This is a genomic window from Cupriavidus sp. F041 (assembly GCF_057814235.1).
Map to the genome: position 1 here is coordinate 1,549,766 of NZ_JBVASY010000002.1, position 16,723 is coordinate 1,566,488.

Consider the following 16,723-nt stretch of genomic DNA (forward strand, 5'->3'; position numbering starts at 1 on the left):
CGCAGCCAGGATCCAAGGAGAGAGAGCATGACCAAGACCCCGAAATACCTGGGCGACCACGCCGGACTGACGCCGGAAAAGCCCGCGGCGATCAACGGCACCACCGGCGAGATCCTGACCTATCGGGAACTCGATGCGCGCTCCAATCGTTTCGCCCAGTGCCTGTACGCGCTGGGGCTGCGGCGCGGCGACCATATCGCCATGGTGCTCGAGAACAATATGCGCTGCTTCGAGCTGTGCTGGGCGGCGCTGCGCTCGGGGCTGATGATCACCCCCGTCAACCGCTTCCTGACGGCGGCGGAAGCGGCCTACATCATCCAGGACAGCAACGCCCAGGTGGTGGTGACGTCGTACGCCATGCGCGACCTGGCGGCGCTGCTGTCCGGCCAGATGCCCACCTGCCGCCTGCAACTCATGATGGATGGCACGATCCCCGGCTGGGACAGCTACGAGGCAGCTACGCAGGCCTATCCCGCCGAGCGCCTGGCCGAGGAATGGATGGGCGCCACCATGATCTACAGCTCGGGCACCACCGGACGGCCCAAGGGCATCATCCGCAACCAGCCCAACGGCATGGTCACGGAAGGCTCCGGGTCGGCGCGCCGGCCGCAGTTCGAACGCTACGGCTTCGACGCGCAGACCATCTACCTGTCGCCGGCCCCGCTGTATCACACCGCGCCGCTCGGCTACGGGCTGGAAACGCAGTTCTGCGGCGGCACCATCGTCTTCATGGAGAAGTTCGACGCGGTGGAAGCGCTGCGCATGATCGAGCGCTACCGCGTGACCCACAGCCAGTGGGTGCCGACCATGTTCATCCGCATGCTCAAGCTCGAACCGGCGCAGCGCCAGGGCTTCGACCTGTCCAGCCACCGTGTCGCCATCCATGCCGCGGCGCCGTGTCCGCAGGACGTCAAGCACCAGATGATCGACTGGTGGGGGCCGATCCTGCATGAGTACTACGCGGCCACCGAGGGCAATGGCGTGACCACGCTCGATACGCAGGAATGGCTGGCTCACCCCGGTTCGGTCGGCAGCGCCTTGCTGGGCGTCCTCCATATCTGCGACGACGAGGGCAATGAGCTGCCGGTGGGGGAAACCGGCATGGTGTACTTCGAGCGCGAGCAGCTCCCGTTCCACTATCACAACGATCCCGGGAAGACCCGCTCGGCGCAGCATCCGGTGCATCCGACCTGGACCGCCGTCGGCGACGTGGGCCGCCTGGATGCGGACGGCTACCTCTACCTGACCGACCGCAAGGCGTTCATGATCATCTCGGGCGGCGTCAATATCTATCCGCAGGCTATCGAGGATGCGCTGGTGGTCCACCCGAGCGTGGGCGACGCCGCGGTGATCGGCGTGCCGAACGCCGAGATGGGCGAGGAGGTCAAGGCCGTCGTCGAGCCGGCCAGCGGCGTGGTGCCGTCGGAAGCGCTGGCCGAGGAACTGCTGGCCTACCTGCGCACCAAGGTGGCCCGCTACATGGTGCCGCGCTCGATCGACTTCATCGACGCCATGCCGCGCCTGCCGACCGGCAAGCTCTACAAGCAGCCGCTGCGGGAGCGCTACTGGAATGCGGCCCGTACCGGCGCGTAAGACCTGAATAACCATGCGGCGGGCCGGCTGCCTGTAGCGCCGCGCCATCCGCCTGCACCGAAACCTGGAGCAAGAAGTGAGCAACCTGCTTGATGCCTTCCACCTTACGGCCCTGCCTCCCGAGGCCGAGGCCTTTCGCGCGGAAGTGAAGGATTTCCTCAAGGAAAGCCTGCCGCCCGCGACCGCCGATATCCGCGCGCGCTCGTGGCTGGGCTTCGACGCAGCTTTCAGCCTGCGCCTAGCCCGGCGCGGCTGGGTCGGGCTGACCCTGCCCGCCAGCTACGGCGGCGCGGGCATGGATGCGTTCAGGCGCTTCGTGCTGGTGGAGGAACTGCTGGCCGCGGGCGCGCCGGTGGCGGCCCACTGGGTGGCCGACCGGCAGAGCGGTCCGCTGATCCTGAAATACGGCAGCGAGGCGCAGAAGGACTTCTACCTGTCCCGCATCTGCGCGGGCACGGCGTTCTTCTGCATCGGCATGAGCGAGCCGAACGCCGGCTCGGACCTGGCCAGCGTGCGCACGCGGGTCACGCGCTGCGAAGGCGGCTGGCGCCTGAACGGCCGCAAGATCTGGACCACCAACGCGCATCACTGCCACTACATGATCGCGCTGGTGCGCTCGTCCGGCGTGCCGGAAGACCGCCAGAAGGGCCTCTCGCAATTCATCGTCGACCTGTCGCTGCCCGGCGTCAACGTGCGGCCCATCGTCGACCTGACCGGCGACGCGCACTTCTCCGAGGTGACTTTCGACGACGTCTTCCTGGCCGACGGCACGCTGGTCGGGAACGAGGGCGGCGGCTGGGAGCAGGTCACGGCGGAACTGGCATTCGAGCGCAGCGGCCCGGAGCGCATCTACTCCAGCATCGTGCTGATCGATTGCTGGGCCGGGCACCTGCGCCGGCACGGCGCCAGCGACGCCGATACCGTTTTGCTGGGCAGCTTCGCCACGCAACTGGCCACCCTGCGCAACCTGTCGGTGGCGGTCACCGCCAGGCTGGCGCGCGGCGAAAGCCCGATTGTCGAGGCGGCGCTGGTGAAGGACATCGGCACGGAGTTCGAGCAGGCCATCCCCGCGCTGCTGGAAGCCGCCATTGCCGCGGACCCCGGGCAGGAAGTGGATGCCGAGCTCTATCGCACGGTGGCTTACCTCAGCCAGATTTCGCCGACATTCTCGCTGCGCGGCGGTACGCGCGAAGTGCTGCGCGGCATGATCGCGCGCGGCCTGGGCTTGCGCTGAAGCACGCGGCCAACGCATACGGCTAATGCCTACGATTTAGAAAGAGAGACTCATGTTCACCGAAGCCATTGAGCAAATCCTGCGCGACCGGGTCACACCGGAAGCTGTGCGGGCAATCGAGAAAGGCGCGGCGCCCACGGCGGTCTGGGACGCGCTGGAAGAGGCGGGTTTCCTGGAACTGCTGGCGCCCGAGGCGGAAGGCGGCGCGGGGCTGCCATTGCCGGCGCTGGCGCCCATCTTCACCGCTTTCGGGCGCTATGCCTTGCCGGTGCCTGCGGCGCAGAGCATCGCGGCGCGGGCGCTGCTGCGCGACGCCGGCGTGCCGGTGCCTGCCGGCATGATCACGCTGGCCGGGGCCTGCCGGCGCACGCCGGACGGCGTGCTGCGCGAGCTGCTGGTGCCGTTCGGCATGACCAGCGACCATGTGCTCGCGAACGTGGACGGCAACCTGCTGCTGCTTGACGCGACGCAAGCGCAGCGCGTGCCCACCGGCGTGCGCGGCAGCCTGTGCGGCACGCTGAGCTGGAACAGTGACGCCGTGCCTGCTGCCCTTGGCGGCAATGGCGAAGAGGTTCGTCTGTTCAGCGCGGCGATCCACGCAGCCGCCATCGCCGGTGCCCTTGACCGGGTGTTTGGCATGACCCTGCAATACTGCAATGACCGCTCGCAATTCGGCAAGTCGATCGGCAAGTTCCAGGCGGTGCAGCATCAACTGAGCGTGATGGCCCAGCATGTGGCATCGGCGGGCATTGCCGCAGAAATGGCCTTCAGCGATGCGGGCCAGGTCCCGGCCCGGCTGTCGGCAGCCATGGCCAAGGCGCGCACCAGCATGGCCGTGCCGCTGGTGGCAGCGGCGGCGCACGCCCTGCATGGCGCCATCGGCGTGACCGAGGAATACGATCTCCAGCTCTACACGCGGCGGCTGCATGAATGGCGCGCGGCCGATGGCGCGGAGACGTTCTGGAACCGCGTGGTCGGTGAAGCGCTGCTGGACCGGACGCAGGGCTCGGTGGCGGATTTTGCACGGACGACGCTCTGCGCCGTGCCGGCATGAACGCGCGCAGCCGGCCCGCCGAGCGGCTGCTGCCGATCCTCAGCGAGCTGCGGATGGAGGTTCGCGCGCGCAGCCGGCTCGCCCACAAGCTCACCCTGAAGCGCACGGCGAATGGCACGGAAGACTACTACGCGCATCTGGCCGGCTTGTTCGATCGCTGGATCGAGGACAGCGACTTCCATACGCGGGTGGTCTGCTTTGCCTCGGCGACGGAGTTCGGCATGGCGATGCAGCACCATGCCGAGCGCTGCCAGGCCGCGGCCCAGGAGAGCGGATCGGATGCGCTGCGCGCGCTGTTCTGGGCGTCCCTGCGCCGCATCCAGGCGCGGCGCGGCGACGCGCCCGACATGCACGCGCCCCCGCCGTTGGCCGCCAGCCCGGAGCCGGTGCCGTCATTGCAGGACCTGTGCGCGCGTTGCGAAAGCCTGCGCCACGATGCGCGCTGCGCCAATGGCCATGCCGCGCTGCGGCCTGTCGGCGACGTCCGCTGGCGCAGCTTTGGCGCGGGCGTCGTGTGCCAGACCAAGGAGCATCAGTGCCGCAGCTGCAACACGAGATGGACCCGGCGCTGGAGTGTGTCGGATCCGTTCACGGGATGGACCGTGACCCGCCATGCCGCACCCATTCACCACGATTGAAGCATCGTATCAAGCAGCGATTGACGCCGCGAGGAGAACAAATCCATGTCCGATTTTCTGAAGTACGAGCAGGAAGGCCACATCGTTACGCTGACCATGAACGAGCCGGAACGGCGCAATCCCCTGACCGGCAACACGGCGGTACCGGAGTTCCTGGCCGCCGTCGAGCGGATCCAGGACGACCGCTCCGTGCGCGCCGTGGTGATCACCGGTAGCGGCGCGGCGTTTTCGTCCGGCGGCAATGTGCGCGACATGGGGCGCCATGCCTCCGGCGAGGTGCCCGGCATGGAGATCCGGCAAGACTACCGGCGCGGCATCCAGCGCCTGCCGCTGGCGCTGTTCAACCTGGAGGTGCCGCTGATCGCGGCGGTCAATGGGCCTGCCATCGGCGCGGGGCTGGACCTGACGTGCATGTGCGACATCCGCATCGCGTCGGAGCAAGCCAGGTTTGCCGAGAGCTTCGTCAAGCTGGGCATCATTCCCGGCGACGGCGGCGCCTGGCTGCTGCCGCGCATCATCGGCCTGTCGCGCGCGGCGGAGCTGACCTTTACCGGCCAGATGATCGATGCGCGCCAGGCGCTGGAATGGAACCTGGTGTCGCGCGTGGTGCCCGCCGGGGAACTGCTGCCCACCGCATACGGCATCGCGCAGGCGATTGCCGCCAACCCGCCGCACGCGGTCCGGCTGGCCAAGCGGCTGCTGCGCGAGGGCATGCACACGCGGCTGGACACGCTGCTGGAGATGTCGGCGGCCTTCCAGGTCCTGTCGCACCAGACCGAGGACCATCGGGAAGCGGTCTCCGCCTTTGTCGAGAAACGTTCGCCGTCGTTCAAGGGATAAGCATGGCGCAAGCCATCGTCATGCCATGACAGAATCCAGCTTCCGCACGCGCATCACCGATCTCTTCGGCATCCGCCATCCGCTGCTGCTCGGCGGCATGCACCACCTCGGCGAATCCGGCATCGTCGCCGCGGTGGTCAACGCGGGCGCCATGGGGTTTATCACCGCGCGCTCGTTCGACAGTGTCGACGCCTTGCGCAACGACCTGCGCCGCTGCCGGGCGCTGACGAACGGCCGGCCGTTCGGCGTGAACCTGACGCTGTCGCGCCGCCCGGGCGCCAACAAGGACGTCGCCGCGTGGATACAGGCCGCGCTGGCGGAGGGCGTGCGCCACTTCGAGAGCGCGGGTTCTTCGCCCGAGGAACTGGTCGATGCCATCCACGATGGCGGCGGCATCCTGATCCACAAGTGCCCCAGCGTGCGCCATGCGCTGAGCGCGGAGCGGCTCGGGGTGGACGCGATCGCGCTGGTCGGGATGGAAGAGGGGGGGCATCCGGGAGACAACCAGCTATCGGCTTTCCTCAATGGCGCCTTTGCGCTGGAGCAGATCCGCATCCCGCTGGTGATCGGCGGCGGTATCGGCAACGGCCGGCAGATTGCCGCGGCGCTCGCGCTGGGCGCCGACGGCGTTGTCATGGGCAGCCGTTTCATGGTCGCGTCCGAGATCATCGCGCACGATGCCCTGAAGCAGAGAATCGTGGCGTCCGATGCGGGTTGTTCTACCGCGATCCTTGCCTCGCTCGGCGATACGTGGCGGGTCCTGGTGAATGACGCGGCGCGCGAGGTGCAACGGCTGGAAGCCGGTGGCGCGCGCCACCATGCGGACTTCGGCGACCTGATCCTGTCTTCGCGTACCGGGCAGCGGGTCTATCAGGATGGCGATGTCGAAGGCGGGATCGTCTCGCTGGGGCCCGCCGGCGGCTTTGCCGATGGCATCGTGCCGGCGGCGGAGATCGTTGAGCGGCTCATGCGCGATGCGGCGAGTGCGGCACGGACGTTCGCTGGGCGCTTTGACTGGGCGGAACCTGAGCAGGCTTTGCCAGCTTAGGCCGCAGTGCTGCTGCCGGATGTGCCGACGCTGCGCGAACCGGGTTTTCCCAATACCGGTGCCAGCGCCCCTTCCTGCCACGCCGGAGGAGTTTGGCCGTCTCTTGACCTAGGAACGCGCCAAATGGATTCCGGTTGCGAACACCCTCGGACTGAAAGCGGATTAGACCTATGCATACCCTGAACTCCATCGACGCGGTTCGCGCCCGGCTGCACGGGCCGGCCGCGGTCAGCGGCTATTTCACCCTTGACCAGGCCACCATCGACACCTTTGCCAACGTGACCGGCGACCGGCAATGGATCCATGTCGATCCGGCGCGCGCCGCCGCCGATTCGCCCTATGGCTGCACCATCGCCCACGGGCTGCTGACCCTGTCGATGGTCACCGCCGCCTATACGCAGTGCTTCAGCCTTCCGGGCTGCAAGCTCCTGCTCAACTACGGCTTTGACAAGATCCGCTTCACCGGCCCGGTGCCAGCCGGCGCCCGCATCCGCGGAAGCTTCCACCTGGCCGGTCTGGAAGACGTCCGCCCGGGCGAGGTGCGCGGCATCTGGCGGGTGGAGATCCATGTGGAAGGGAGCGAGCGTCCGGCCATGGTGGCCACGTGGTTGCTGCAGATGCGCTACTGATAGCCGACAGGAAGGAGAGAATATGGACTGCACCCCGAATTCCCTGCAGGGAAAGAGCATCATCGTCACCGGCGCGGCACAGGGCATCGGCCGCGCCATCGCGCGACTGGCGCTGGACCTGGGCGCCGAGGTGACCGCCGTGGACCTGAACGCCGAAGCGCTGGCCGAACTGCGGCTGGCCTGTGGCGACGCCCCGCTGCTGACCCTGGCCGGCAGCGTAGCCGACGCGGAATTTGCCGCGCATGCCGTGAGCGAAGCCGTGGCGCGTTTCGGGGCCGTGCATGGCCTGGTCAACAACGCAGGCATCACGCGCCCGGCCATGATCGAGAAGATGACGGCGCAAGCCTGGCAGCAGGTGATCGACGTGCACCTGACCGGCTCCTTTCACTTCCTGCAAGCGGCCGGCCGCCACATGCTGGAGCGCGCGCGCCGGAGACGCCACAGGCGGGGCCATCGTCAATGTTTCTTCCGACGCGGGACGCCGCCGCACCATCGGCCAGATCAACTACGGCGCGGCGAAGGCGGGCGTGCTGGGCCTGACCATGTGCGCGGCGCGCGAGTGGGGCAGGTACGCCATCCGCGTCAATACCGTCGGCTTCGGCGTGGTGGAGACGCCGATGACCGAGACCATCCGCAGCGACAAGTTCCGGGACACCTACCTCGCGCAGATCCCGCTGGGGCGCTGGGCGGCGCCGGAAGAAGTGGCGCGTCCGGTTTGCTTCCTGCTTTCCGATGCGGGCTCTTATGTGACCGGGCAGCACCTGTCGGTCAACGGGGGCTACACCATCGGCCTTTGAATCCGGTGCGGCGACGCAGGCAGGGGGTTCTTGCCCGATGGGTGGCCCCCCCGTCGGCGCGCGGCCGGGACGCGTCTCGTACCGCTAGCATGGGGGAGCCAGACACTTTCAAACACGCAGGGCCTGGCGCAGGCAGAGAGGCGCCGGGCGCGCGCGAGCATACGAGGGGACAAGCCAATGGATTTGCGATTCACCGCGGCGGAACAAGGGTTCCGGGAGGAGGTCCGTGCCTTTGTGCAGGACAAGCTGCCCGCCGATATCCGCGACAAGGTGCTGGGCCACCGCCGCCTGGGTAAGGACGACTACGTGCGCTGGCACCGCATCCTGCACGCGCACGGCTGGGGCGCGCCGGCGTGGCCGAAGCAATTCGGCGGCACCGGCTGGACCGCCATGCAGCGCCTGATCTTCGAGATCGAGACATTCCGCGCCGGCGCGCCGCGCCTGCTGTCGTTCGGCCTGACCATGATCGCCCCGGCGCTGATGAAATACGGCAGCCCCGAGCAACAGGCGCGCTTCCTGCCGCGTATCCCGGGCATGGAGGATTTCTGGTGCCAGGGCTACTCCGAGCCGGGCTCGGGCTCCGACCTGGCCTCGCTGAAGACGCGCGCCGAGCGCCGGGGCGACTGCTACATCGTCAACGGCCAGAAGATCTGGACCACCATGGCCCAGTACGCAGACTGGATCTTCTGCCTGGTACGGACCGATCCCGAGGCCAAGCAGCAGGAAGGCATCTCGATGCTGCTGATCGACATGAAGTCGCCCGGCATCACCGTGCGGCCCATCGTCACGCTCGACGGCAGTCACGATGTCAACGAAACGTGGTTCGAGAATGTCGAGGTGCCGGTCGCCAACCTCGTGGGCGAGGAAAACCGTGGCTGGACCTACGCCAAATACCTGCTGGGCCATGAGCGCACCGGCATTGCCGGCATCGGCCATTGCCACCGCGAGCTGCGCCAGCTCAAGCACTATGCCAGCCAGGCCACCGATGGCGCGGGGCGTCCGATGAGCGAGGACGTGCGCATGCGCGACAAGATCGCGCGCCTGGAGATGGACCTGATGGCGCTGGAGATGTTGCTGCTGCGCGCGATCACCCAGGATGGCGGCCGGGGCCCGGGCCCCGAGGCCTCCATCATCAAGATTCGCGGCTCCCAGCTGCAGCAGGACATCGCCATGCTGCAGATGGAGGTGGCTGGCCCGCACGCCTGGCCATTTGCGCCGCAATGGCTTGACGCGGGCTCCGTGCAACCGGTCAGCGGCCCGGACTGGGCCGCGCCGGCGGCCTCGACCTACTTCGATATGCGCAAGACCACGATCTATGGCGGCGCCACCGAGGTGCAGAAGAACATCATCGCCAAGATGATCCTCGGTTTCTGAAGGGACTAAGCAGACATGGACTTCACCTGCAGCGAAGAACAGCAAATGCTGGCGGACAGCCTGCGCCGGTTCGTCGACACGGAATATACCTTTACGCAACGCCGCAACAGCGCACGCGACGGCGGCAGCTTCGACCGCAGGATGTGGTCGGCGCTGGCCGAGATGGGCGTGCTGGGACTGACCGTGCCGCCGGAATTCGGCGGCTTCGGCCAGGGCGCGGCGAGCCAGTTGGTGGTGCATCGCGAACTGGGCCGGGGCCTGGTGCTGGAACCGGTGATCCCCAGCGCGGTGATGGCTACGGCGGTGCTCGCCGCGTACGGCAGCAAGGCGCAGCAGCAAGCCTGGCTCCCCGCGCTTGCCGCCGGCGAGCGCGTGCTTGCGCTGGCCTATCTCGAACCCGCCACCCGTTACCGCCCGGAGGCCGCGCGCGCCAGCGCCGAGCGCCGCGGCGACGGCTATGTGCTCAACGGTATCAAGTCGCTGGCCTGGCACGGTGCGGCCGCGGACGCCTTGCTGGTCAGCGCCCGTGTCGCCGGCAGCAACGACCTTGCGCTATTCCTGGTGCCGCGCGACGTGCCCGGGCTGACCATCGGTGCCTACCCCACCATGGATGGCCTGCATGCCGCGGACCTGACGCTGGGCAATGTGCTGGTGGGCCGCGATGCGATGATCGGCCAGCCTGCCGATGGCCTGGCCGCGCTCGAACACGGTATCGATCACGGCATTGCCGCGCTCTGCGCTGAAGCGGCAGGCGCGATGGAGAAGCTGATTGCCATCACCGGCGAATACCTGCGCAACCGTCACCAGTTCGGCAAGCCGCTGGCGAGCTTCCAGGCCCTGCAGCATCGCATGGCGGATATGCTGGTGCAGGCCGAGCTGGCGCTGTCGATGGCCTATGTTGCCGCGCAGGGGCTGACCGAATCCGACCTCGCCGCGCGTCGCCGCATGTTGTCCGGCGCCAAGGTGGTGGTGGCGAGGGCTGGCCGCCTGGTCGGCCAGCAAGCGGTGCAGTTGCACGGCGGCATGGGCATGACCGATGAGCTGGAGGTGGGGGACTACTTCAAGCGGCTGGCGATGATGGATGTGCTGCTGGGGGATTCGGACTACCACCTGGGGCGGTATTGCGTGGCGATGGCCGCGTAGTGCCTGTGTTCTGAAGGGGGCGAGTGGCCTGCAGCAAAACGCGGGTTTGCTCCCCTCTCCCATGAAATGGGAGAGGGGACGGGGGAGAGGGCGGGCGCTCGCTCAACGTGATGCGCCTCGCTCTTGCGCAGGCCCGCTGTCTCCCCCAACCCCTCCCGCCATGCGGGAGAGCGCGGCAGTGCTGTGACCGACACGAAAGCCGGATAAACCTCGCTTTCTTCTCTTATTTCAGCTCGTCACCGACTTGCACTCCAGGAACTCGGCCAGACCCTCGGCCCCATACTCCCGCCCGTTGCCCGAAGTCTTGTACCCGCCGAAAGGCACCGTGATATCCAGCATCGCCCCATTGATCCGCACCGACCCCACCCGCAGCCGGGCCGCCACGCGGCGTGCGCGTTCGGGGTTGCCCGAGGCGATATAGCCGGCCAGGCCGAACACGGAGTCGTTGGCAATCGCGATGGCGTCGTCTTCGCCGTCATATGGGATCATGGTCAGCACGGGCCCGAAGATTTCCTCGCGAGCAATGGCCATGTCATTGCGCACATCGGCGAAAACGGTGGGCCTGGCATAGAAACCGCGCTCCAGTCCTTCCGGACGGCCAGGGCCGCCCGCCACCACGCGCGCGCCTTCCTCGATGCCGATGCCGATCATGCGCTGCACCTTTTCGTACTGCCCACGGTTGGAGATCGGGCCCATCTTGGTGGCCGGATCCGCCGGGTCGCCCACGACGACCGCGTTGGCAACCGCGGCAGCGATGGCGACGGCCTCCTCATAGCGTTCGCGCGGCACCAGCATGCGCGTCGGCGCCACGCAGGTCTGTCCGGAGTTGGCCATGCACTGCGCCACGCCGCTGGTCACCGCGGCTTGCAGGTCAGCATCGTCGAGGATCAGCAGCGCGGACTTGCCGCCAAGCTCCTGGGCCACCCGTTTGACGGTAGGGGCGGCGCTGATCGCCACTTCCACGCCGGCGCGCGTGGATCCGGTGATCGACACCATGTCCACGCCGGGGTGCGAGGAGAGGGCGGCGCCCACGATCGGGCCTGCGCCATAGATCATGTTGAATACGCCGGGAGGCGTGCCGGCTTCGTGCATGATCTCGGCGAAGATGATCGCGTCCAGCGGCGAGATCTCGGACGGCTTGAGCACCACCGTGCAGCCCGCGGCCAGCGCCGGCGCAACCTTGGCGGTGATCTGGTTCAACGGCCAGTTCCAGGGCGTGATCAGCGCGGCGACGCCGATCGGCTCCCGCCGGACATAGCTCCTGGCATGCGTGGTCTCGAACTCGAAATGGCGCAGCGTCTCCACCGCGGCCTGGATCTGCGCCAGCCCGATTGGCGCCTGCACGTTCTTGCACAGCGTGATGGGGGCGCCGATTTCGGCGCGCACCGCCTCGGCGATGTCGCCCAGGCGGGCGCGGTAAAGCTCGATCACGCGTTCAAGCAGGGCGATACGTTCCTCGCGGCTGGTTTCCGACCACGCCGGGAAGGCAGCCCGCGCGGCGGCGACGGCGGCGTGGACATCCGTGGCGGTGCCCATTGCCAGCTTGCCGGCCGGTGCTTCGGTGGCCGGATCGACAATATCCACCAGCGTGCTGCCGGCGGATGGTTCGAACCATTGGCCGTTGATGTAGAAATGGTTCAGCATCTTCATAGCGTTCTCCTTCGTGTTTTGTACGAGTTGTACGAGCAGCCGAATGCGTGGCTCAGACCGGACGGCCGCCGATGACGGTTGCCCGCATCATGTGCCGTACCGCCGGGAAGTAGTCCTGGACTGCATAGTGCTGGGTGGAGCGGTTGTCCCAGAAGGCAATGGTGTTGCGCTGCCACTTCAGGCGCACCTGATACTCGGGCGCGGCAGCCTGGCGGAAGAGGTATTGCATCAGGTCCATCTCCGCCGGCCGGAAATCGGAGCCGATGCGGTACGGCTGCTCCCTGGCGTAATTGGCGAGGTGGGTCGTGAACCCCTCGTTGACGTAGAGGATCTTCTCACCGCTTTCCGGATGCGTGCGCACCACGGGGTGGACCGCGGGCGGGTACTTCTGGCGCATGGCCTCGTACTTGTCGTCCGCAAGCGCCTGGCCGAAGGTTGGCATCGCATCGTGCACGCCATTGAGCCGGGCAATGCGCGCCTTGACATCTTCCGGCAGGTTGGCATAGGCCGCCGCCATATTGACCCAGATCGTGTCGCCGCCCACCTCAGGCGTTTCCACGCAACGCAGCATCGAGCCCATGGACGGGACTTCGCGCCATGACACGTCGGAGTGATACAGGTTCTCGCGGCCGCGCTGCCCCCCGTCGCGGCCAAACACCACCAGCTCCGGATGGTCCGGGTGGTGGCCGATCATGGGGTGGATCTCCAGTTCGCCGAAGCGGCGCGCCACGGCCACATGCTGCGCCGGCGAGATTTCCTGGTCGCGGAAGAACAGCACCTTGAACTTCACCAGCGCGCGGCGCAGGGCGAGATAGGTAGCGTCGTCGAGCGGCTGGCGCAGGTCGATGCCGCCGATCTCCGCGCCGATGGTCGGCGTGGACCGCCTGACGTTAAAGGGCCAGCTCTCGGTGTCCGTCGCCCTGGTTGCAGGCAGGTCGGGGGCGGTAACAGCAGCTTGCATTTTGTGTCTCCTCTTCTTTGGGGCTGCCATCAGCCGCCACCTGGCGCTGGCTATACGGCAGTTGCATACAGGCTGACGCGTTCGTGCCAGCCAGGCTCCTTGCGAAAGCGCGGGCAATGCGCCACGCATGGCGTCAGTCGCGCCGCGCCGTCATCACCGGTTCGTCCGCCGGCACGCGCCGCATCTTCGCCGTGTCCAGGCGCATCAGCCCGAACGCACCGCTGTAGAAGATGCGGCCCTGCGGATCGACCTTGATGGGCGAGTAGAAGCCGTTGAAGGTCGGGTCGCTGCCGGTGCGGATTGTCATCACGGTCTTGCCGGTGTCGAGATCCATGCCGATGTGGTAACGATCATTCCACTTGCCAGTGAAATACCCGTCGATGATCGCCATGCGGCCGGCGCCGCTGATCATTGGCACGATCGAGATCGAGGACACATCGGTGCGCACCCATTGCGTGCTCCAGGCATGTGCCTTCTGCTGCCACTTGAGGGCGGCGACGCCGGCCGGGCCGGGGCGGGTGGCGCCGTTGACCAGGCTGGCGAAGGTGCCGGACGGGCTGAGCTGGGGGGCGCTTCCGGTGGGAATGTTGTTCACGACGAAGGCATAGTCGCCGAAGCCGGCCACGGATTGCTCCGACTGCACCGACTCCTGCGCCGGCCCCATGTCGACCACCTTCTGGTCGGCGATGCGCGGCGACAGCGTGCCGGGCTTCTGCTTCCAGCCGGCGGGGATCTTGTCGCGCCAGAACGCCAACAGGTGCATCTTCTTCGCGCCGTCGGTGATGACGACCAGCTTGTCCTCATTCGGGCCGAACCCCATCAGGGTCGGCGTCGAGCCGGTGCCGTCGCCAATCTTCGGCGCCGGCATGCGCACGCCGCGATCGTAGGACGCCTGCCATGCGCCGCTGGCTTCGTCGCTGCGGATCTTGCCGTCCTTGTCCACCACCAGGCGGTACATAGTCGTGTTGGAGGCGACATACACCGCGCCGCCGTTGGCCTCGGGGCCGGTGGCGAAGCTGTTCATGAACAGCTCGTCCTTGCCCGCAACCGTGAAGGCGTCGACGACTTCGAGCGTGTCGCGGTTCAGGGTGATGACCTTGCCGCCCAGCGTATTCACGACCAGGTAGCCGTTGTAGGACATGCCCATGCCGAACAGGATGTCGGCCGGACTGCGCGTGCCGCTCGCCGCCCTGGCATTGTCGAAAAGGGAAGCCGGCAGCGTGATCGCCCGCGGCGCCTTCATCCCGGAGCCCGCTTCCTTCGGATCCTCCTGGGCGATACGGAAGATCTGCCGGCCGCTGCAGCCGTAGAAGGCATCGTCACGGCCGAGCACCGCATAGACTGCGCCGTTGGCGACCTGATCTTCCGCCAGCGTCAGGGCGCGGTTCGGCTGCGACTTCATATAGTCGAGCAGCCCCTGCTCGTCCCTTGCATCGAGGAACGTCTTCACTGCCGCGGCCTGTTCGCGGCGCTGCTCTGCGGTGACCGGCGTGTAGTTCGGCAGGTGTACCGGGATCCCGGTGCGGGCGAGTTCCACCAGCTTGTCGCCATCCACGCCCACCTTGCGCAGCGAAAAACCGGCCCACCACCAGTAGATGTCCTTGCCGCCGACGCGATCGGCGACCAGGGGCAGGCTCCCCGATTCGTTGGGAATGACCTGCACCGAATCGGGCGTGACTTCGAAGTTGCCGCGCGGCACGGCAAAGCCGACGCTGTCCGTAGCGGCATCGTTCCAGTGGGTCTGGTTGTTGTAGGACTGCGCGAGATACGGGTTGGGAGCCGGACCAGCGGGGCCGGCCGCGTGCGCTGCCGCGGCGGCAGCGGCGAGCGTCATCGCCAGGGCAAGCCGGAGGCCGCGGGCGTGGGTACGGTCGGAAGTCAACCGGGTGGGGCAAGGACTTTGCATCATATCACTCACTTCTGCTTCGGGATGTCGTCTGTCATGAAGGACCACCCGGCTCGCCGGCCTACGCCGGGAAAAACCGGCGCGGCCAGTTCCCGGGCGGCCCGGTTACCTGGCGGCCGTGCGGATCAGGTCAGCCGCCTTCTCGCCGATCATGATGGCCGGCGCGTTGGTATTGCCGCCGATCAGGGTCGGCATGATCGAGGCATCGGCCACGCGCAGGCCCTCCACGCCGCGCACGCGCAGTTCGGGGTCGACCACCGCCATGTCGTCGGTGCCCATCTTGCAGGTGCCTACGGGGTGGAATACGGAATCGGCATGCTTGCGGATGTAGGCACGGATCGCCTCTTCGTTGCCCTCGCCGGCGCCGAACGCATCGGTGAGCAGCGCCTTGCCGCCCGCGCCTGCCAGCACCGGCTGCGAGAAGATGCGGCGCATCTCCCTGACGCCCGCCACCATGCCGGCCATGTCCGCTTCGGCCGACAGGAAACGCGGATCGATCAGCGGCGCATCGCGCGTATCGGTCGACTGCAGCCGCACGTGTCCCCGGCTCTGCGGGCGCAGCACGCAGGCGAGGGCGGTAAACCCATGCTTCATCTCGCGCCGGCTCATTCCGGTGTGGGTGGGCGAGAGTCCGGGCATGAAATGCAGTTGCAGGTCCGGCTCGGGGAGATCGGGGCGGCTCTTGATGAAGGCGCCGGCTTCGGCCAGGTTCGAGCTGAGCATCCCGGTGCGCTCACGCCGGTAGCGCCGGATCTCCGACAGCATCCGGAACACGCCGCCCAGGCTGTAGCCGTACAGATCGGTCGAGCGGACCTGCTGGCAAAGGGTGATGTCGAGGTGATCCTGCAGGTTTTCGCCGACACCTGGCAGGTCGTGGACCACGGCAATGCCGTGTTCGGCCAGATTCGATGCGGGGCCGATGCCCGAGGCCAGCAGCAACTGGGGGGAATTGAAGGCGCCGCCGCTAAGGATGACTTCGCGTCTGGCGCGCAGGGTCTGCTCGGCGCCGGCGCGCGACACGCGCACCCCGGTGGCGCGCTTGCCTTCGAAGACCACGCGCAGCGCTTGCGTCTCGGTCAGCACGGTCAGGCCCTTGCGCCCGCCGTTCAGCGCGGTGTCGGCGGCGTCGCCGCCATGCAGGTAGGCGCGCGCGCTGTTCCAGCGTTCGCCGTTGCGTTGCGTGACCTGGTACAGGCCGGCACCTTCCTGCTCCGCGCCATTGAAGTCATTGTTCAACGGCAAGCCGGCCTGCACGGCCGCCGCGACGAAGCGCTGCGAGAAGGGGTTCGGCGTGCGCAGGTCGTTGACATGCAGTGGGCCATCACTGCCATGGTGCATATCGCTGACGCGCTGGTTGCGCTCGCTGCGGCGGAAATAGGGCAGCACATCGTCGTAACCCCAGCCCTTGCAGCCCAGCCGCTCCCAAAGGTCGTAGTCATTGCGGTGGCCGCGGATGTAGACCATGCCGTTGATCGAAGAACTGCCGCCCAGCCCCCGGCCGCGCGGCTGGTAGGAGCGCCGCCCGCCGAGGCCCGGCTGCGGAACGGTGCGGTAAGCGTAATTGCGCGGACCGCGCTTGGGTACCACGGCCGCCAGGGCGAGCGGCGTCCACACGCTGTAGTGATGGTCGTCCGGGCCAGCCTCCAGCAATGCCACCGTGACCGCCGGATCTTCCGCCAGCCGCGCCGCCAGGGCGCAGCCGGCCGAGCCCGCGCCGACGACGATGTAGTCATACTCCGCCGCGGCCGCTTGCGCGCGGGAATTCTGTGCTGCGTTGCTCATTCCGTTCTCTCGTATTCGTGAAGCGTTGCTCGCTGGCCGGTATCGCCGCGCAAGACACGAGAGCGCGCAAAGGG

At 67.5% G+C, this 16,723-nt stretch carries 13 protein-coding genes and 1 pseudogene; 10 read left to right on the top strand and 4 right to left on the bottom strand.

What is annotated here, in order from left to right; genetic code table 11:
• The first annotated feature begins 27 nt into the window (after positions 1–27).
• From ACZY0R_RS24325 to ACZY0R_RS24370, 10 genes and pseudogenes are all read left to right on the top strand, one after another.
• Positions 28–1,593 carry an acyl-CoA synthetase gene (locus ACZY0R_RS24325; protein ID WP_488861896.1) on the top strand — a complete coding sequence of 522 codons (1,566 nt, stop codon included), beginning with the start codon at positions 28–30 and terminating at the stop codon, positions 1,591–1,593.
• 76 nt (positions 1,594–1,669) lie between these two features.
• Positions 1,670–2,827, top strand: a complete 1,158-nt coding sequence (locus ACZY0R_RS24330; RefSeq protein WP_488861898.1) for an acyl-CoA dehydrogenase family protein — start codon at positions 1,670–1,672, stop codon at positions 2,825–2,827.
• Between the two features lie 52 nt (positions 2,828–2,879).
• Positions 2,880–3,881, top strand: a complete 1,002-nt coding sequence (locus tag ACZY0R_RS24335) for an acyl-CoA dehydrogenase family protein (protein WP_488861900.1) — start codon at positions 2,880–2,882, stop codon at positions 3,879–3,881.
• Entirely contained in the window at positions 3,878–4,519 is a 642-nt protein-coding gene (locus tag ACZY0R_RS24340; protein WP_488861902.1) for a hypothetical protein, read from the top strand. Before ACZY0R_RS24335 ends, ACZY0R_RS24340 begins: the two co-directional genes overlap by 4 nt.
• Positions 4,520–4,564: 45 nt before the next feature.
• Positions 4,565–5,359, top strand: a complete 795-nt coding sequence (locus ACZY0R_RS24345; protein ID WP_488861904.1) for a crotonase/enoyl-CoA hydratase family protein — start codon at positions 4,565–4,567, stop codon at positions 5,357–5,359.
• A 25-nt stretch (positions 5,360–5,384) separates the two neighbouring features.
• Complete coding sequence (locus ACZY0R_RS24350) at positions 5,385–6,407, top strand: NAD(P)H-dependent flavin oxidoreductase (RefSeq protein WP_488861906.1); 1,023 nt, start codon at positions 5,385–5,387, stop codon at positions 6,405–6,407.
• A 170-nt stretch (positions 6,408–6,577) separates the two neighbouring features.
• Entirely contained in the window at positions 6,578–7,036 is a 459-nt protein-coding gene (locus ACZY0R_RS24355; RefSeq protein ID WP_428179160.1) for a MaoC family dehydratase, read from the top strand.
• A 22-nt stretch (positions 7,037–7,058) separates the two neighbouring features.
• Positions 7,059–7,833, top strand: a pseudogene (locus ACZY0R_RS24360) (SDR family NAD(P)-dependent oxidoreductase).
• Positions 7,834–8,010: 177 nt separating this feature from the next.
• The gene (locus ACZY0R_RS24365) at positions 8,011–9,207 is read left to right on the top strand and encodes an acyl-CoA dehydrogenase family protein (protein ID WP_488861908.1); all 1,197 of its coding nucleotides are present in this window, start codon (positions 8,011–8,013) and stop codon (positions 9,205–9,207) included.
• A 15-nt stretch (positions 9,208–9,222) separates the two neighbouring features.
• Positions 9,223–10,350: an acyl-CoA dehydrogenase family protein gene (locus ACZY0R_RS24370; protein ID WP_488861910.1), complete on the top strand. Its 1,128-nt coding sequence runs from the start codon at positions 9,223–9,225 to the stop codon at positions 10,348–10,350.
• Between the two features lie 228 nt (positions 10,351–10,578).
• Here the strand turns inward: ACZY0R_RS24370 and ACZY0R_RS24375 are convergent, their stop codons facing one another.
• From ACZY0R_RS24375 to ACZY0R_RS24390, 4 genes are all read right to left on the bottom strand, one after another.
• Positions 10,579–12,000: an aldehyde dehydrogenase family protein gene (locus ACZY0R_RS24375; protein ID WP_488861914.1), complete on the bottom strand. Its 1,422-nt coding sequence runs from the start codon at positions 11,998–12,000 to the stop codon at positions 10,579–10,581.
• 52 nt (positions 12,001–12,052) lie between these two features.
• Positions 12,053–12,961 carry a TauD/TfdA dioxygenase family protein gene (locus ACZY0R_RS24380; protein WP_488861916.1) on the bottom strand — a complete coding sequence of 303 codons (909 nt, stop codon included), beginning with the start codon at positions 12,959–12,961 and terminating at the stop codon, positions 12,053–12,055.
• Between the two features lie 133 nt (positions 12,962–13,094).
• Positions 13,095–14,870, bottom strand: a complete 1,776-nt coding sequence (locus ACZY0R_RS24385; RefSeq protein WP_488861918.1) for a hypothetical protein — start codon at positions 14,868–14,870, stop codon at positions 13,095–13,097.
• A gap of 102 nt (positions 14,871–14,972) precedes the next feature.
• Positions 14,973–16,649: a GMC family oxidoreductase gene (locus ACZY0R_RS24390; RefSeq protein ID WP_488861920.1), complete on the bottom strand. Its 1,677-nt coding sequence runs from the start codon at positions 16,647–16,649 to the stop codon at positions 14,973–14,975.
• Positions 16,650–16,723 lie beyond the last annotated feature (74 nt).